The sequence below is a fragment of the Streptomyces mutabilis genome (assembly GCF_014649815.1).
GTDB classification, from domain to species: Bacteria; Actinomycetota; Actinomycetes; order Streptomycetales; family Streptomycetaceae; genus Streptomyces; species Streptomyces mutabilis.
The window spans coordinates 15,847-33,303 of record NZ_BMTT01000007.1 but is presented as its reverse complement, the minus strand read 5'-3'; the positions used below and the strand labels follow the sequence as shown (position 1 = coordinate 33,303).

The window sequence follows — 17,457 nt, the reverse complement described above, 5'->3', positions numbered from 1 at the left end:
CCCTCATTACACGCACGCCGCCGCCGGCTGTCAACGCACCGCGATCACGGCCGCCCACGCACGGACCGGGCACGCACGGACCGGGCACGCGTCGAGGAACACAGAATCCGCCCGGCCGCGGACGGGGCTGCGGCACGGGCGGATTCGGCTACCGGTACGGCTACGGCTACGACCGGGGACGACCCTCGATCTTCGCCTGCTCGACCAGCTCGGCGTAAGCGTCGGGTTCGTCCAGGTGGTCCTCGCTCAGCAGGAGCATCGACCAGGGCACCGGGCACGGCGGCGCGTGGTCGGGATCCGGGCACAGGAGGGCGGCGACGCGTTCCTTGATCTTCTCCGCCTCCTCCTGACTCGCGTACAGGCCCAGCCGCAGCTCGTAGACGCCTCGCTCTTCGGACACGGGCACTCGCTCCTGTTCGGGGAGGGACGGGAGGAAGGGGGGAGACGCGTCTCCCCCCTTCCTCCCCACAACTTCCGTGGGGCCTGCGTGCGGCCTCTTCTCCGTTCTACCAGACACGCTTCGCGTCGCAGTGGCGCTTGTAGTGCCCCGACGGGACGGGCACGTTGCGCTTGGCGTCCTTGATGGCCGCGTCCTTGGAGTTGCCGGAGCCGTCCGCCCGGTCGTACCCGACGACGTTGTTGTCGCTGATGCGGACGATCTGGCACTGCACGGTGGCGTGCCAGGTCTTCAGGACGCCCACCTCGGCCGCGGGGGGCGCGGCGGACGCGGTGCCGGCCGACGCGACCGGCGCGACGAGGCCGCCGAGCGCGATGGTCATGGCGCCGACGGCGAGCGTGCGGCGCAGCGTGCCCGGCTTCGTCTTCTTCATCGTGGCCCTCCTTGACAGCAGTGGAACCGGAACGTCCACGAGCCTCACATCCGGCCCCGGCGCCTGTCCCCGTCCGCCGGGTCGATTGGCAGGCGGCTGACACCATCGGGCAGCTGTCCGCCGACTGCCACCGCGCCGGCGGTGAACCGGTCCTCCCGCCGCCGCTACGTACCCGTACGTACTCGTCGTCCATGGCGTCACCGACAGTGGCCAGGCAGGAGAACTCATCGTGCACGAGACGGCCGTCCAGCCCCCTCCCGCGCCGGGGAAACGCGACAACCCCTCGCTGGTGACCGTGGTGGGCACCGAACTCGCCCGCAACAAGCGGGGGTTTCTGCCGTGGTACCACCTGCTCGCCCCCGTGATCATCACCGTTCCGCTGTTCCTGGGCTCCCTCGGCTCCTCCGAGGCGAAGGCCGGGCAGACCTTCGAGGTGTTCCGGAACGTGACGCTGGAGTTCTGGGGCGTGCTGGTCCCGATGACCGCGGGTCTGGCCGCGGCGCTGTCGGTCCGCGCCGACCAGGACGCCTGGCGGCTGCTGCTGTCCTACGGGGTGCCCCGGTGGCGCTACTTCGTCGGCAAGGTGGCCATGCTGGGCGTGCTGGGCCTCGTCTCCTCCACGGTGCTGCTGGTCATGCTCTCCCTGGGGGCGGCGATCAGCGGGAAGTTCCCGGAGGCGATGGGCACCGTCGCGGCGGCGGTGTACCTGCCGTGGCTGGTGGGGCTGTCCATGACCGCGCTGGCCGTGCTGGTCGTCCTGGTGTGGGGCATGGGCCCCGGCATCGGGGTGGGCGTCGCGGGGCTGCTGTGCGGTGCGCTCGTCTCGGACAAGTCCTTCTGGTACGCGGTGCCGTTCTCCTGGCCGATGCGAGTGGTGCTGCCGCTGGCCGGGATCGGGCCCAACGGGGTGCCGCTGCCCGACGACAGTCCGGTGACCGAGATGTCGGCCATCCCGCTCGCGGTGGCCCTGGCCGCCGTGCTGACCGCCCTCCTGCTGGTCGCCGGCAGCCTGCACATGAGCCGCAAGGAGATCTGACCGTGAGCATGCCGACACCGCACAGCCCGGGCGCCCCGGCGACGCCGGCGCTCGTCATCCGCCAGCTGCACAAGCACTACGGCTCCCACCGCGCCCTGTCCGGCGTGGACCTCACGGTCGGCGCCGGCGAGGTCTACGGGCTGCTGGGGCCGAACGGCGCGGGCAAGACGACGCTGATGAAGGCGCTGCTGGGCCTGCAGCGGCCGACGTCGGGCGCCATCGAGATCCTCGGTCGGCCGGTCGGGCGGGAGTCGCTGGCCCAGGTCGGGGCACTGATCGAGGTGCCCGGCCTGTGGCCGACGCTGACCGGCGACGAGACGATGCGGGTGCACGCGAGGCTGCGCGGGGTGCCCGAGGAGTGGATCGAACCGGCGCTGCGGCTGGTGTCGATGACCGAGTCGCGGGGGCGCAGGGTCAAGGAGTACTCGCTGGGCATGCGCTGGCGGCTGGGCATCGCCGTGGCCCTGCTGGCCCGGCCCCGGCTGATCGTGCTCGACGAGCCCACCAACGGCCTCGACCCCGTCGGCATCCGCGAGATGCGCGGCATCATCCGCTCGCTCGCCGCCGAGGGGGCGGCGGTGCTGATCGCCAGCCACCAGCTCGCCGAGGTCACCCAGGTGTGCGACCGGGTGCAGGTGCTGGTGGCCGGCCGCACCCGGTACGAGGGTTCGCTGGTCGGGCTGGCCCTGGACGGTGACGTGGAGGCCGGGTTCTTCCGGCTGCTGGAGACCGCCGATGCCGGCGTCGGCTGACCGGCCGTCCGCCGACGGCACCGGAGACGTCCGGGCCGTCGGCGGACGGTGGGCGGGTGGCGCGCGCTCAGCCGACGCGGTCGCGGCACTGCCGGTGCAGGCCGAGCCGGCCGGCGGCCGACATCAGCTCGGCCCGGCTGCCGACGCCCAGCGCGTCGTACAGCTTGCGGATGCGGCGGTACATGGACCGTTCCGAGCAGTAGTAGTGGCGGGCGATCTCGGTCACGGTCATGGCCGTGCAGAGCAGCCGCACCAGCTCCCTGTCGTACTCGTGCGGGGCGGGCGCCGGGGGCGGTTCGGGCGAGCCGCGCAGGGCCTGGTCCGCGCGCCGGTCGTCGGTGCCGTACCTGACGCCGTGGCCCCGGCCCTGGTCCTGCTCGCGGCCCCCCTCCCGACCGTGGCCCTGGTCCCGGACGTGGCCGACCGGTATGGCGCGGAGCCGGGCCACGGCGGGGTCGGCGGCCGGGCCGGAGCGGGCCGGCGTGGTCATGCGGTGGGCCCGGATGTGCGCGCGCAGCAGGTCGGTCTGGGCGTCACCGGGTATGGCGAGGTTGAGGACGAAGTCGGCGCCGGCCCGGATCCCGTAATAGGTCCGCAGCCCAGAGATGTCGTGGGTGACGGCGACGAGCAGGGACATCGGGTGCCGGGCCCGGACGGCCCGCAGGCTGTCGGCCTGGGGTTCGCTGATCACCGGCACCAGCACGGGCAGGTCGAGCGGGCGGCCGGGTGCGGTGAGGTCCTCGTCGTCGACGAACTCCACGCGGCGCAGGCCTGAGCGGAGCCGGCAGAGCGGGGCGTACGGCGTGGTGAAGTAGTCGCCGAGGCCGGAGTGGACCAGGACGTCGGGCCCGGTCGTGGTGTCCGCGGCGTGGCGGCTGTGGAGTATGGGACGGTTCTGCTGGTCACGCTGGTCGTGGTCGTGATCCTGCGGTTGCACAGCGGTTTCCCCCGAGTTGATCGTTCTTGCTTGGTTGCGGTGTCCTGACTTTCTGGGTGTCGGCTTCTTCGGTTCTTCGGTTCTTCGGCTCGTTCGGCTTCTTCGGCTTCCCTCTTCGGCCCCCTCGGCTTCTTCGGCCTCCTCGGCTTCTTCGGGCCCCTCGACTCCTCGGCTCCCGGGCGTCACCGGCGGTCAACCCGCTGACGCGCGGACCCTGTTGGGCTACCCAGGGACCCGGCAGAGACCCATCGTGCGGCTGAGCAGCGGGCCGAGGCTCACCTTGTCGCCCCCGTCGCCGGTCGCGCGCACCGGCCCGATGTCCCGGTAACCGGCCTCCCGGGCACGTCCGTTGAGCGCGTAGGTGGTGCCGTCGGGGACGGTGAACACGGCCTGGTCGCCCTCGCGGCACTCGGCGGTGCCGTGGTCGACCGTCAACGGCCAGGTGTAGCCGAGGTTCTTCTCGCTCATCTGCTGCGCGGTACTGGTGGGGCTGGGCAGCGGCACCGGGTCGGTGGTGTCGGGGTCGGTGCGGCCGCTTCCCCCGCAGGCGGTCAGCACGAGCAGGGACAGACCGGCGAGGCCGGCCAGGACGCCCGGCGCGGTTCGCCGGCGGTGCGGTGCGGGGCGCTCGTCGGCGGCGCGGCGGACGTGGACGGTGGTGGTCATGTGCCGGTACCTCACTTTCCGGTGGTGCCCGCGCGGTGTCCCGCACGGTGGGCGCCGAGCAGGGCGGCGTACCCGTCCTCCAGGGACGGTTCGACCGGCCGGGAGCCGGCGGGCGGGGTGGTCGTGACGATGCGGTACTGGGCGCCCTCGGCGGTGGCCACCGCGCTGACCACCTCGGCGCCGGGCGGCGGTCCGCCGACGGCGCCGGCCGGACCGTACACGTAGGTGCAGCCCGCGGCCTCGCTGACCAGGGCGGCGGTGGCGTCGTGGAAGACCAGGCGGCCCGCGGAGAGGACCGCGACCTCGGGGCAGGTCTGGGCGACGTCGTCGAGGATGTGGGTGGACAGCAGGACGGTGCGGCCCCGGCCGAGCCCGGCGAGCAGGGTGCGGAACCGCATCCGCTCGTGCGGGTCGAGGCCGGCGGTGGGCTCGTCGACGATCAGCAGTGACGGGTCGCCCAGCAGCGCCTGAGCGATGCCGACCCGGCGTTTCATGCCGCCGGAGAAGCCGGCCAGCCGGTCCCCCGCCCGTTCCTCCAGGCCGACCTCGGCGATCCGTGCCTCGACCTGCCGGCGGCGGTCGCGCTTGTCGTGGATGCCCTTCAGTACGCCTATGTAGTCGAGGAACTCGCGCACCGTCAGGTCCGGGTAGAGGGAGAGTTCTTGCGGCAGGTAGCCGAGGCCGCGTTTGACGGCGGTGAGGCCCGCGGTGGTCGCCAGGTCGTGCCCGCCGACGACGATCCTGCCGGACGTGGGGCGCAGCACTCCGGTGACGAGCCGCAGCAGCGTGGTCTTGCCCGCGCCGTTGGCGCCCAGCAGTCCGACGGTGCCGCTCTCGATGTGCAGGTCCACACCGTCCAGTGCGCGCCGGCCGCCGGGGTGGTCCTTCGTCAGTCGCTCCGTGGTGATGTTCATGATGCTCCGTGTCGTCTGATCGTGCCGACGAGCCGGGCGAGCGCGTGGCAGACCAAGGCCGTCGTGAGGACGCAGGTGAGGTTGAGCAGCGCGGTGGCGTCGTCGGCCGCGGGACGCAGCGCGCCGGTGCCCTCCCGGGCCGCCCACACCTGCGGGGCGTGCGCCCAGGCGACCAGCGGGTAGCCGCCGAGGGGCGACAGGACCGTGCCGGTCGGGGTGGGGACGGGCGAGAACGCCGGCGGGAAGTGACAGGCCCACAGCCACGCCACGACCACGACGGCACGGGCGGCTGCCACCGGCAGTAGGACGCCCAGCAGCCCGCCGAACGCCGTGACCAGCACCGTGGCGGGGAGGATCACCGTCAGCAGGGCAGCCGCCGCCGAGCCCAGGGGCGCCGGGGAGGCGCCGGTCACGGACAGCACGGCCGCGTGGAGCAGCAGCAGGGCGGCGACCGGGGTGAGCGCGGTCAGGAGCGGCCCGGCGAGGCCGCCGGCGGCGCGGGACAGCGGGCCGGTCGGCGTGGCGGCCAGCAGTTCCGGCATGCCGTGCTCCTCGCGGGCGCGGCGCAGCCGGTCGGTGAGGGCGAGCCCGATCCCGAGGGTGCAGAAGGTGTTGACGAGCACCGCGGCGGCGCCGACCCGTGCCGCCGGGTCGTCGTGCCCGGTGACCACGGGCGAGGTCGCGGCGAGCAGCAGGCTCAGCAGGGCCAGGGGGAGCACCGTGCCCCAGACGACCTTGCGGCGGGCCGCCCTCAGCGCCTCGTACCGCACGGTCCACAGCAGCGCGGTCATCACGCCTCCCCCGGGCCGGGGTACATTCCGCCGCCCCGGCCGAGCCGTACGCCCGCAGGGCCGCCGGGGCCCAGGGAGCGCAGGGCGCGGACGGTCAGCCAGCCGCCGGCCAGCAGCGCGGGCAGCGCCCGGCCGGCTCCCTCGGGAACGACCGGGTCGACGAGGAGCACCTTGGCCAGGACGCCGGCGGCGACCAGTCCGCCGGCGGGCGCCGTCGCCCCGGACCGTACCGTCGCCCACACCGCGGCCCCGCCCAGCAGTACGCCCAGCCCTGCCAGCTCCAGCAGGGCGGCACCCGGTTCCAGTGGTTCCCCGGTCGCCGTCAGCAGCGCCACCAGCGCGAGGGCGGTGACCGCGGCGACGGCGGCGACCCAGGCGAGCCGGCGGGCGACGGTGCGCGGGTAGGGGGTGGGCAGCGACAGGTGGAGTTCCGGCATCGGCTCGCGGGCCACCACCGCCGCGCAGACCAGCGCCGTGGCGGCGGGCAGCACGCTGGTCAGCAGGGTGCGGCCGAGCAGGGTGCCGTCCTCGGAGCCGGCGGCCACACCCACGTATCCGAGAACGGCGGCCAGCACCGGAAGGGTGACGGCCTGATGTCCGCAGCGGCGCACCTCGTACGTCCACCAAGTGGCGACCGTCATCTGCCCGGCTCCTCCCGTGCTTCCCCGTGGCTTGCCGCGCTCCCGTCCCTCGGGGCGCCGCCCGCGCCGGGTGCGGCGCGGATGTACCGCCGCTCCGGCCGACCGGGGGATTGCCGGCCGGGAGCGGCGGTACACCCAGTACGTAGCGGCCGGGGCGCCGGCGGTTCGCGCCGTCATCGTTCGGCCGGTTCCGGCAGTGCGTACGCACGCATGGCGCCGGCGGCCCAGGCGAGCAGCACCGCCGACAGGGCGACGGTCCAGGGCGTCGTCGACAGCAGCGTGTCCACCATCGCGCCCACCGGGGTGCTGAACAGGCCCTGCGGACCGCTCGTCACGCCCAGCAGCCACACCGCGCCGCCCGCCGCGGCACCCGGCGCGGGGCCCAGTCTGACCGCCAGGGCCAGCGCGAGGGACGCGGCCAGCAGGGACTGCCCGAGCCAGCTCGACACCACCGGCCACCAGCCGGGTCCGTCCACGAGCGCCGAACAGGCCATCGCCATCGCCAGGTCGGCGCTGAGCACCACCGTCAGTCGCGCGAGGAAGACCGCCGCGGGCGACACCGGAAGGGTGAAGAGCAGTTCCTGGCGGGGGTCGCGCCGGGGCAGGGCCGCCGCCAGCGCACCGAACGTCACCAGCAGCACCACCACGGCGCCGAACAGCCGGAGGGCGAAGCGGTCCGCCTCCTGCGCCGAGGCGAGCAGGGCGGCTCCGACGAACCCGCCGGCGCTCAGCGGAGCCCACGCCTTCGGCATCAACGCGGCCTGCCGCCCGACGAGTTGCCAGGCGGTCCGCAACGACCGCTCGGGCCCCCCGGACCGGGCACCGGCACCCAGCCGGCCGACGAGGGCGCGCAGTCCGCCCGCTTCACGGGCCGCGCCCGGACGCGCCGCGTCGGCCGGCGCGGTGGCGGACCGCGGCGCCAGCACGGGCCCGAGCAGCGCGTCGAAGGGCGGCGGGGCATGCGCCGGCCCGGCCTCCTCCGTGCGCAGGGCGGTGCCGATGTCCCGCCAGGCGGCCAGGCGGACCCGGCAGTCGGGGCAGGCGTCGAGGTGGCGGCCGTCACGCCGGTCCCGGGACGCGGTCTGCGCCAGGCGGGCGAGGACGTCGTCCGCGAGGTGTTCTGTCATCGTCGTCCCGTTCCTTCCAGCCGCCTGGCGGCGAGCATCCCCGACAGCCGCTTGCGCGCGTGGGACATCCGGCTCTTGACGGTGCCCACCGGGATGGCGAGCACGGTGGCCACCTCCGGGTAGGCCAGGTCCTCGACCAGGACCAGGGCGAGGACCTCGCGCAGATGGCCGGGGAGGGAGCGCACGGCGGCCAGCAGCTCGGCGCGCTCGGCCTCCCGCACGACCTGGTCCTCCACGCTCGGCGCGGGGTCGGGCACGTCCTGCGCCTCGGCGAGGTCGGCGAGCTGCGGCCGCGACTTGCGCAGGTGGTTGTGGGCCTGCCGCCGGGCCACGCCCAGGAGCCAGCCCCGTACGGAGGACTCGCCGCGGAATCCGGCCGCCGAGCGCCACACGGCCAGCCACGTCTCCTGGAGGATCTCCTCCGCGACCGACCGGTCCGAGGTGAGTCTGCGGATGAGGCGGAGCATGGCGGCGGCGTGCCTCTCGTAAAGGGCACGCAGGGCGGCCTGGTCGCCACGGGCGACGGCGCTGAGCAGAACCTCGTCCGAACACACGGTAGGTACGTATCCGACGCCGCCCGCCCGGTTCACGCCCAACCGCCGGTGCCACCCGGATTTGGCCGGAATCCTCCGCCCGGCCCGCCCCGCGCTCCGGGGCAGCAACGTTCGGGGCGGAACCGGAGAAACCGGAGGGCAGCCCTCGGGAGCGGGGCGGACAGGGTGGCAGGGACGCCGGACCCCCCTCGCCGCCCGCGCCGGCACGAATCGGCCGGGACCCGCCCCCCGGGAGTGCCGGCACGGCACGGCGCAACACGGCGCCGGCGTGCGGGCCGGCGGTGCGGCGGCGGTGCACGGCCTCGACACCGGGTGGTGGTGTCTCGCCTGCCATCGGACTGCCACGTACTGCCAGCCCGATCCGAAGCCGTTGAGCCGTCACCGAGGCCCGTGGTTGCGTGTTCGACGGATCGCGACCCGACGAACATCCATTCGGCCTGTACGAAGGAGTCAGTATGGGAATTCACGCCCCCACCACGGGACAGAACGACGCGAACCTCTTCGACCTCGACCTCGAGATCGGCGTCGAGAAGTCCGTGGCCGGCCCGGCCATCACCAGCGTGTCCTGGTGCACCCCGGGCTGCACCAGCGAGGGCGGCGGCTCCGGCTGCAGCCACTGCTGCTGACGACGGCAACGGTTCACGCACACCCGTGGGGCCGGTGGGCCGCCCGCCGGCCCCACGGGGCCGAACACACCGCGGCACACGACACAGGACACCGGCAGGACCGGACGAGTGACGAGCAGGGGGACAGCCATGGGGGCAGCGCCGCCCAGGACACCTTTCGAGGCGGACGACGTCTTCCTGTACCGGGCGCCGCTGGGCGGATCACCCGCGCTGCCGCTGCCCGCCGCCGGACCGCACGACCTCGGCGCCTGCGCCGAGTTGCTCGCCTCCGTCCCCGCCGACCCGCTGCTCGCCGAGGCGCTCGACCTCGCCTCCCCCAGTCTCAGCGCCCTGGTCCGCCGGGTCGCCGAGCGCGGCGCCGCGGGCATCAAGGCGGGGCAGCTGCGCCGCGCGGCACTCGCCGTGCTGCGCTACGACATCCGCAGGCGCACCCGCCCGACACCTTTCGGCCTGTTCGCGGGCGTGTCGACCGGCCACTTCGACTCCACCGCCAAGCTGGAGCGCGGCCCGGGCCACCGCACCCGCACCCACGTCGACATGCAGTGGCTGACCAGGCTCGGCCACCGCCTCGAAAGCGACCCCGCGGTGCTGTCCGTACTCACCGTCCAGGCGCACCAGGCGCTGACCGTGCGCGGGGACCGTGTGGTCCTCACCGCCTCCTCCACGCAGGGCGTCCGCCTCACCGAGGGCGGCGAGGCCCGCGCCACCGTCTCCGTGCGCCGCACGCCCGTCGTCGCCCGCGCCCTCGCCGAGTCGGCGGCGCCGCTGCCGTACCGGGAACTGGTCCGGCGCACCGCGGAGGCGTTCCCCGGCGCGCCCCTGGACCGGATCGAGGCACTGCTCGCCGAGCTGGTGCGCCAAGAACTGCTCCTGACGGGGCTGCGCCCGCCGCTGGACGGCGGCGACCCGCTCGCCCACGTGCTCGGGCTGCTGGCGGCGGTCACCGACCCGACGCCCGAGACCCGCCGCGTCCACGAGGCGCTGCGCGAGATCGACGACGCCAGGCGGGCGTACGACGACCGGCCGGTGGGCCGGGGCCGCGCGGAACTGGAGCGGCTGCTGCGGCTCGCCCGGTCGGTGGAGCCCGACGACACGCCACTGCACATCGACACCCGCCTCGACACCGGGCTGCACCTGCCGTACGCGGTGCGCGGGACCGTCGAGCGGGCCATGGGCGTGATGTGGCGGCTGTCCCGGCCGAAGCTGGGGCTCTTCGCGCTGCGGGACTACCACCGCCGCTTCCTCGACGTGTACGGCGCCGACCGGCTGGTGCCGGTCCTCGACCTGCTGGACGAGTCGACCGGCCTGGGCGCCCCCGCCGGCTACGGCTGGCCGAACAGCGAGGCCCCGCCGCTGCCGCCCGAGGACCCCCGCACCACCCGCCGGGACCGGGCCATGGCCCGGCTGGTCGCCGCCGCGCAGCGGACCGGTGCCCGGGAGGTGCTCCTCGGCGACGACGAGGTGGCCGAGCTGTGCCACGACACCGCCGACCCCGCCGACCTCCAGGGCTCCGCCGAGGTGACGGTGCAGGTGGTCGCGCCCTCGGTGGAGGCGCTGGACGACGGCGAGTTCCGGGTCTACCTGTCGCCGTCGCCGGGCTCGCACCGGGCCGGGGCCACCTTCGCCCGGTTCGCCGACCAGCACCCCGCCTGGGGGCCCGCGTTCGCCGCACTGCACCGCGACAGCCCCGTGCACGTACAGGACGCGGTCCCCGTCGACCTCGCCTTCCGCACCCGCTCGGGCCGGGCCGCCAACCTCGCCCACACCGTTCCGGCCACCGGCCGGCGCATCGGCGTCGGCGTTCCCGACGTCCCCGGCGGCGGTGTCGAGGAACTGCGCCTGTCCGACATCGGCGTCGGCGCCACCCTGGACCGGCTGACCGCCGTCCACCTGCCGACCGGGCGGGAGATCGTGCCCGTGCTCGGCAACATGGTCAGCGCGCCCGCGCAGGCACCCAACGCGGCCCGGCTGCTGTGGGAGATCGGCCTGGAAGGGCAGCGCCTGTGGGAGCCCTGGAACTGGGGTCCGCTCGCCGACGCGCCGTTCGTCCCCCGCATCCGGTACGGCCGTTTCGTCCTGGCCTGCGCCGTCTGGCGGCTGGACGTCCTGCGCACCCGGGCCGAACGCCTGCGCGCCGAAGGCGAGAAGGGCGGGCCCACCGCGGGGACGCCGGGCGTCCGGCCCCGCCCCGGGCCCCGCCAGGGCACCACCGACGGTGCGCGGGAGGACTCCACGCACCGCACACCCGGCGCGCCCCGCGCGGCGGCGGACCCGGCCGCCCGGACCACCCACACCGTCGAGGACCGGCAGTCCTCCGCACCCGCCGACCGCCCCGAGAGCCGGCCCCCCTCGCCCACCGACCAGCCCGACGCCCTCCCCCGCACCGACTGGGACCGCGCGGTCGACGACTGGCGGTCGGACTGGGGCGTCCCCCGGCACGTGCTCGCCGTCACCACCGACCAGCGGCTGCTGCTCGACCTCGACGACGCCTGGCACCGCGCCCTCCTGTTCGACCAGGTACTGCGCCACCCCGACCTCATCGCGCAGGAGATCCCCGGCGAGGACGAGGGCTGGCTGGACGGCACCCTGGCCGGGCACACCGGCGAGCTGGTCGTCCCGCTGACCCGCCGGGAGAACGGCGTGCCCCGCAGGCGGCCGTACGCCGGGCACCCGCAGCCGGACCGCACGGTGCACGGCCTGGGCGGCGAGTGGCTGTACCTCAAGGTGCACGGATCGGCGCGGACCCAGGACGACCTGCTGCGCGACCACGTCCCCGGCCTGGTCTCCCTGGCCGCCGAACACGGCGCCGACCGCTGGTTCTTCATCCGCTACACCGACGAGGCCGGCCACCACCTGCGGCTGCGCCTGCACGCCGCCCGCCCCCAGCAGCTGTGGGGGCAGGTCGCCCCGGCCGTCGGCGGGCTGCTGGACCACTGGCAGCGCGAGGGCCTGGTGCGCGGCCACACCGTCGCGCAGTACGACCCGGAGACCGAGCGCTACGGCGGCCCCGTGGCGCAGGCGGCCGCCGAACGGGTCTTCCAGCACGACAGCGAGGCCGCCGTCGAGCTGCTGCGGGTGGCCAGGGACCCGGCGAACGACTTCGCGACGGACGACCTGGCCGTCATCTCCTGCGCCGCGCTGGCCCACGCCTTCGGCCCGCCCTCGCCCGGCAATCCGCTGGTCACCGAGGACTGCGGCGACGACGCTGCAGCGGCCTGGCTGTCCATGACCGGCGCCCGCCGCGACCTGCCCGCCGCCTTCCGCACCAGGGCGGCCCACTGGCGCCGCCTCGTCGACCCCCACGGCGGCTGGCCCGCCCTCGCCGCCGACCCCGCCGGGTCCGGGGTCCTGGCCGCGCTGCACGCCCGCGACCGGGCGGTGGCCGAACTGTCCGACGCCGTACGGCGGTCCGGGCCGACGCCGGAGGGCCGGGTGGTCGGCAGCCTGCTGCACATGGTCTGCAACCGCCTCTTCGGCGGCGAGGGCGCCCGCGAGCTGACCGTGCTCGGCATCGCCCGGGGCGCCGTACAGGACCACCTCAACCGCCGGAGGCACCAGTCGTGAACGCCGTCACCGCCCCCCGCGCCGCGGAGGCCGTCGCCCTCGTCGCCGAACGGCTCGCCGACCCCGCGCACGTGGCCGCCGTCGCCTCCCGCGACGACAACCGCGACCCGATCTACGGCGCCGTCATGTGGGGTCCGCTGACCCTCTCCAACGGCCTGCCCGGCACCGCCCTGCTCCACGGCGAGCTGGCCCGCGCCGACGAGGGCCGGCGGGCCACCGCGCACCGCCATCTCGCCGCCGCCGGCCAGGCGCTGAACTTGGCCCCCAGCCGGGGCCTGTTCTCGGGCCCCGCCGCACTGCTCGCCGCCGCGCAGACCTGCGCCGGCCCCGAGGGGCACTACGCCTCGCTGCGCCACCGGCTGGCCGCCTGGGTCGCCAAGGACCAGACCGAGCGGCTGGCCGTCTTCCGCTCCCGGACCGGGCCCGGCGTCGACTGGGGCGCGTACGACCTGATCAACGGCCTGTCGGGGACGACCCGGCTGCTGCTCGACGCGGCGGCCGACCCGGCGGAGGCCGGGCCCGGCGTCGAGTCCGCCCTGACCGAGTCCCTCCACCACCTCGTCCGGCTCACCGCGCCGGTCACGGTCGACGGCCACGAGGTGCCCGGCTGGTGGGTGCCGGCCGAGCTCCAGCTCAGCGAGCGCGACCGGGCCGACTATCCGCGCGGCGACTTCAACCTCGGCATGGCCCACGGCATCACCGGCACCCTGGCGGTGCTCTGCTCGGCGTACGCGGCGGGCCGCGAGGTGCCGGGCATGCGGGACGCCGTGCACCGCGTCGCCGACTGGCTGCTGGGCTGGACGCTGCACGACGAGGCGGGACCGTACTGGCCCGCCCGCGCCGGCTTCACCGACGAGGTGGCCGCCGACCGGCCGCGGCACCTGTTCACCCGCACCGCCTGGTGCTACGGCACCCCCGGAGTGGCCGCCGCCCTGTTCCGCGCCGGGACCGTCCTGGACCGCCCCGAGTGGCGCACGGCCGCCGTCGAGGCGCTGCGGGCGGCGCTGCGGCGGGACGAGTCGCGGTGGGCCGTCGAGGGCGCCACCGTCTGCCACGGCTACGCCGGACTGCTGCGCGTCGTGGCCCGCGTCGCCCATGCCGTCCCCGACGACACCGACCTCGGGGACGGGGTCGCACGGCTGACCGGCCGGGTCCTGGAACTGGCCGACGAACAGGCGCCGTTCGGCTTTCGCCACCTCATGCGCTTCCCGGCCGCCGCCCGCTCGCCGCACCCGCACCGGGCCGTGGACACCGCGGGCATGCTGGAGGGCGCGGCGGGTGTGGCGCTCGCGCTCCTGCCGGTCGACGACGCCCCGCTGCCGTGGGACCGCACGCTCGGACTGGCCTGAACCGTGGAGGGAACTGCCGTGCCGTCACCCGAACCACCAGCCGCACCCGTCATCCCCCTGCCCGGGGCCGTGCCGCCGGCCTTCGAGCTGACCGACCTCGTGGTGCGCTACGGCAAGGTCCGGGCCGTCGACGGGGTGTCCGTCAGCTCCCCGCCGGGCCGGGTCACCGCACTCCTCGGCCCCAACGGGGCAGGCAAGTCCTCCCTGCTCGGCGTGTTGTCCACGGCGTCGCGGCCGGACTCGGGCGACGTCCGCATCTTCGGGCACGACGTGCGCGAGGCCCCGATGGCCGCGCGCCGCCGCCTCGGGCTGGTCTTCCAGGAGCGGACCCTCGACAAGGAACTGTCCGTGGAGCGCAACCTGTGGTTCCACGCACGGCTGTTCGGCATGAAACGGGCCGACGCCCGCTCCCGCATCGACCTGCTGCTGGACCTCTTCGAGCTGACCGACCGCCGCCGCCGGCCGGTCGAGGAACTGTCCGGCGGCCTCTCCCGCCGGGTGGAGATCGCCCGCGCTCTGCTGCACCGCCCCGGCCTGATCATCCTCGACGAGCCCACCAACGGCCTGGACCCCACCGCGCGGGCGGTGGTGTGGCGGGACCTGCTGCGGCTGCGGGACGAACTGGGCGTCACCGTCCTGTACTCGACGCACTACATGGACGAGGCCGAGTACGCCGACGAGATCGTCATCCTCCAGCAGGGCCGCGTCGTCCGACAGGGCAGCCTGGCCCGGCTCAAGAGCAGCCTGGACTCCTCCCGCATCGTGGTCTCCTGCACCGACGACGAGGCCGCCGCCCGGCAGCTGCGCGCCGCGGGCTTCGAGCCGCTGGCCGAACCGGGCGGCGTCGCCGTCCACTGCGCCGACCCGGAGTCCCGCATCGCGGACGTGGTGCGGGCCCTCGACGTCAAAGGCCTCACCGTCGCCGTGCACCACCCGTCCATGAACGACGTCTACCTGGCGGCGGCCGGCCCGCAACGGCCGAGCCCCCGGCCGGAGAGGGTGAGCGCACCATGACCGCGACCACCGTCGGCGCCCCGCCGCCGCTCGCCGCGGCCGACGGACGGCTGCGGGTCGCCCTGCGCGCCATCGGCGTCATCGCCCACCGCGACCTGCTGCGCCAGTTCAAGCGCCCCGGCGTGCTGTTCAGCCAGGGCGTGCAGATCCTCTTCTTCGTCCTGGTCTACGCGGTCGGCTTCGACGGCATGATCGACTCGGTCGGCGAAGTCCCGTTCAGCGCCTACGTGTTCCCCGGCATCATCGCCATCCAGGTCGTCTCGATCGGCGTCGCGTCCGGGCAGACGTACGCCTGGGACCGCGAGTTCGGCGTGCTGCGCGAGCTGCTCGTCGCCCCGGTGCCGCGGATCTGTCTGCCGCTGGGCAAGGTCGTCGCCGGCGCGGGCATGGTGACCGTGCAGAGCGCGGTGATGCTCGCCTTCTCGCCCACGGTGGGGGTGCAGCTGACGCCGGGCCGGTTCGCCGCCGCGATGGGCTGCTACGCGCTGGCCGCCGTGGAGTTCAGCGTCATCGGCCTGTGCCTGGCCACGGTCATCAAGCGGGTGCAGACCCTCCAGGCGACCGTCCAGCTGGCCATGTTCCCCATGCTGTTCCTGTCCGGCTCGGTGTTCAGCGCACAGGACGCGCCGGGCTGGCTGTCCGCGATCATGCACGTCAATCCCATGACGTACGCCGTCGACCTGGCCCGCCAGACGCTGCTGGGCACCCCCGGGCTGCTGCCGTGGTGGGCGGACCTGGGCGCGCTGTGCGGCATCCTGGCGGCGGTCCTGACCGTCCTGCGCCTGCGGAGCGGCCGGTGAGCACCACTCCGGCGACCTCGGCCCCGCCGTCGCCCCCGCCCTCGCCCTCGCCCTCGTCCGACGGCCCGTCGTGGCCCCCGCTCCCGGCGCACGCCGTGACGGACGACGCGGACGGCACGGCGGACGGCACGCCCCGCGACGCGGACGGACCACCGCCCGACCGCGACACGGCGCCCGTCGCCGACGCGGCACCGGAGCGGGTACTGGCGGGCGCGCTGCGCTGGATCGAGGCCGGCCTGGAGTGGTTCCGCCCCCGGCGCTGGGAGGAGTACCTGCCCCCACGCCCCTTCCGCCCCGGCCCCCTGCTCGAACTCCTCGGCCTGCTCCGCGTCCTGGACCGCGAAGGCGTCCTGCCCAGGAACGCCCCGCTGCCGGGCCGCGCCCTCGACCTCGCCGCCGAGACCGCCGCGGACCCCGCTTTCGAACGGTCGCTGCGCCGCGGGGACGCCTACTTCCCGTACCACCTGAACCTCGTCATGCTGCTGGAGCACCTGGGCCGCCCGCAGCCCGCGCTGCGGGGTCGCTGCGCGGCCCTGCTGGCCGCCGACGCGGGCGGACACCTCCGCCCGTACAAGCCGGCGCTCAACCGCCTGGAGCTGCGCTACTTCCTGGACCGCGGCGGCCTCACCGCCCCGCCCCCGCTGCCCACGGTCGAGGCGCTGCTCCGGGAGAGCGTCGCCGCGCTCGACCCGGACGTCCTGCAACTGACCGAGAGCGAGACCTACGCCCTCACGCACGCCGTGTTCTACGCGACCGACTTCGGCCGCCACCGGCTCGACCTCGGCGACGGCCCCCGGGCCGGGGCCCGGCTGCGCGAGGCGGTGCGCGTCCTGCTGGGAGTGCACCTCGCGAGGGGCAGCCTGGACCTGCTGGCCGAACTGCTGCTGTGCACGCGGGCCCTGGCCGAGGGCCCGGAGACCTCGTCGGCCGAACGAACCGCCTGGCACACCCTGGCCCGCGCGGCCCGCCCCGACGGCGCCGTGCCCAGCCCGGTCCACCGCCCGGAGGTCCTGGCCACCCTGACCGGCGACAAGGCCGCCGCGTACCTCTTCGGCACCTGCTACCACACGACCACGGCCGCCGCCCTCGCCGCCGCCACGCTCCGCCACCGCCCGCCGGACACGCTCGGCCCCGCCACCGGCACCCCCCGGCCACCGCGCGCGGAGCCGGCGGCGATCCGCACCTGGGCGCGACGGGTGGCAGCGGAGGCCGCCACCGCGCCGACGACACTGCGCACGGCCTGGCGCGACCAGCTCGCTCCCCTGCTGACCCTCGCCGTCCAGGCCCGCGACCCCCACGTCCTGGCCGACCTGCTGACGGCCGCCGACTCCCTGGGCACCACCGCCCACTCCCCGGCCCGCGAGGCGGCGGCCCTCCTGACCGCCTGGACCGACTGACCGTTGATGGAGGAGCGGTACTGAAGCCACACGCAGACCGGACCGCCTGTTCGGCGAGGTCATCGAGCAGCTTCAGACCGGCTGACCACGCGAGTGGGCACGCAAGAGCCTCCGGTGCTCCTGGACCGCCCCCTCCTCAACCTCGCCGGCCAGGGAACTCACGAGCTCTCCCAGATGGGCGGGGTCGTTGGTGCCCACGGCGACGCCCCTCCCCACCCGCGGCAGGTGATAAGCGGCTCGGAAGGCTGCCTGTACGGGGGTGAGTCGACCGCTGTCCCGCAGGAAGGCACTCAGCACCGGCCACATGTTGCCCACCGAGACCAACCCAATGCTCGGTCCGGACTCGTTCGGCCACACGGGCCGCGGCGGCTCACTCGCCTTCGCCGACCCGGAGCACGGCATGGCCTGCGGCTATTCATGCTGTTCACGGGACCCGAACGGCGCCCAGGCGTGGGCACA

The 17,457-nt window shown here is 75.2% G+C and carries 17 protein-coding genes and 1 pseudogene; 9 read left to right on the top strand and 9 right to left on the bottom strand.

The window, feature by feature from the left end:
* Positions 1–166 precede the first annotated feature (166 nt).
* Both IE142_RS16655 and IE142_RS16650 read right to left on the bottom strand, forming a co-directional pair.
* Positions 167–400, bottom strand: a complete 234-nt coding sequence (locus IE142_RS16655) for an SPOR domain-containing protein (protein WP_107477988.1) — start codon at positions 398–400, stop codon at positions 167–169.
* Positions 401–506: 106 nt separating this feature from the next.
* A complete protein-coding gene (locus IE142_RS16650; RefSeq protein ID WP_043372011.1) occupies positions 507–830 on the bottom strand; it encodes a hypothetical protein in 324 nt (107 codons plus the stop codon).
* Positions 831–1,059: 229 nt separating this feature from the next.
* On the opposite strand from IE142_RS16650, the gene IE142_RS16645 reads away from it, so the two are divergent.
* Positions 1,060–1,866, top strand: a complete 807-nt coding sequence (locus IE142_RS16645; RefSeq protein ID WP_229830568.1) for a lantibiotic immunity ABC transporter MutE/EpiE family permease subunit — start codon at positions 1,060–1,062, stop codon at positions 1,864–1,866.
* Between the two features lie 8 nt (positions 1,867–1,874).
* Positions 1,875–2,618, top strand: a complete 744-nt coding sequence (locus IE142_RS16640; RefSeq protein WP_191886686.1) for an ABC transporter ATP-binding protein — start codon at positions 1,875–1,877, stop codon at positions 2,616–2,618.
* 67 nt (positions 2,619–2,685) lie between these two features.
* On the opposite strand, the gene IE142_RS36710 is transcribed toward IE142_RS16640, so the two are convergent.
* From IE142_RS36710 to IE142_RS16605, 7 genes are all read right to left on the bottom strand, one after another.
* Positions 2,686–3,555, bottom strand: a complete 870-nt coding sequence (locus IE142_RS36710) for a helix-turn-helix domain-containing protein (protein ID WP_229830566.1) — start codon at positions 3,553–3,555, stop codon at positions 2,686–2,688.
* Positions 3,556–3,777: 222 nt separating this feature from the next.
* A complete protein-coding gene (locus IE142_RS16630; RefSeq protein WP_191886511.1) occupies positions 3,778–4,221 on the bottom strand; it encodes a DUF2511 domain-containing protein in 444 nt (147 codons plus the stop codon).
* 11 nt (positions 4,222–4,232) lie between these two features.
* Complete coding sequence (locus IE142_RS16625) at positions 4,233–5,135, bottom strand: ATP-binding cassette domain-containing protein (protein ID WP_107477990.1); 903 nt, start codon at positions 5,133–5,135, stop codon at positions 4,233–4,235.
* Positions 5,132–5,926, bottom strand: a complete 795-nt coding sequence (locus IE142_RS16620; protein ID WP_191886510.1) for a hypothetical protein — start codon at positions 5,924–5,926, stop codon at positions 5,132–5,134. The genes IE142_RS16625 and IE142_RS16620 overlap by 4 nt, the downstream gene beginning before the upstream one ends.
* Positions 5,926–6,567, bottom strand: coding sequence for a hypothetical protein (locus IE142_RS16615; RefSeq protein ID WP_191886509.1), 642 nt, complete (start codon positions 6,565–6,567; stop codon positions 5,926–5,928). Before IE142_RS16615 ends, IE142_RS16620 begins: the two co-directional genes overlap by 1 nt.
* 173 nt (positions 6,568–6,740) lie before the next feature.
* Positions 6,741–7,694, bottom strand: coding sequence for an anti-sigma factor family protein (locus tag IE142_RS16610; protein WP_191886508.1), 954 nt, complete (start codon positions 7,692–7,694; stop codon positions 6,741–6,743).
* Complete coding sequence (locus IE142_RS16605) at positions 7,691–8,248, bottom strand: RNA polymerase sigma factor (protein ID WP_043376914.1); 558 nt, start codon at positions 8,246–8,248, stop codon at positions 7,691–7,693. Before IE142_RS16605 ends, IE142_RS16610 begins: the two co-directional genes overlap by 4 nt.
* 455 nt (positions 8,249–8,703) lie before the next feature.
* On the opposite strand from IE142_RS16605, the gene IE142_RS16600 reads away from it, so the two are divergent.
* The 7 genes and pseudogenes from IE142_RS16600 to IE142_RS36695 all read left to right on the top strand — a co-directional run.
* Entirely contained in the window at positions 8,704–8,874 is a 171-nt protein-coding gene (locus IE142_RS16600; protein WP_071528712.1) for a gallidermin family lantibiotic, read from the top strand.
* 129 nt (positions 8,875–9,003) lie between these two features.
* Positions 9,004–12,438: a lantibiotic dehydratase gene (locus IE142_RS36705; protein WP_229830563.1), complete on the top strand. Its 3,435-nt coding sequence runs from the start codon at positions 9,004–9,006 to the stop codon at positions 12,436–12,438.
* Entirely contained in the window at positions 12,435–13,787 is a 1,353-nt protein-coding gene (locus IE142_RS16590) for a lanthionine synthetase C family protein (protein ID WP_191886507.1), read from the top strand. The genes IE142_RS36705 and IE142_RS16590 overlap by 4 nt, the downstream gene beginning before the upstream one ends.
* 18 nt (positions 13,788–13,805) lie before the next feature.
* On the top strand, positions 13,806–14,801 hold the full coding sequence (locus IE142_RS16585; protein ID WP_229830560.1) for an ABC transporter ATP-binding protein: 996 nt from the start codon (positions 13,806–13,808) through the stop codon (positions 14,799–14,801).
* The gene (locus IE142_RS16580; RefSeq protein ID WP_191886506.1) at positions 14,798–15,601 is read left to right on the top strand and encodes an ABC transporter permease; all 804 of its coding nucleotides are present in this window, start codon (positions 14,798–14,800) and stop codon (positions 15,599–15,601) included. Before IE142_RS16585 ends, IE142_RS16580 begins: the two co-directional genes overlap by 4 nt.
* The gene (locus IE142_RS16575; RefSeq protein WP_191886505.1) at positions 15,598–16,998 is read left to right on the top strand and encodes a DUF6895 family protein; all 1,401 of its coding nucleotides are present in this window, start codon (positions 15,598–15,600) and stop codon (positions 16,996–16,998) included. The genes IE142_RS16580 and IE142_RS16575 overlap by 4 nt, the downstream gene beginning before the upstream one ends.
* A 292-nt stretch (positions 16,999–17,290) precedes the next feature.
* Positions 17,291–17,416, top strand: a pseudogene (locus IE142_RS36695) (esterase); the annotation flags it as partial.
* Positions 17,417–17,457 lie beyond the last annotated feature (41 nt).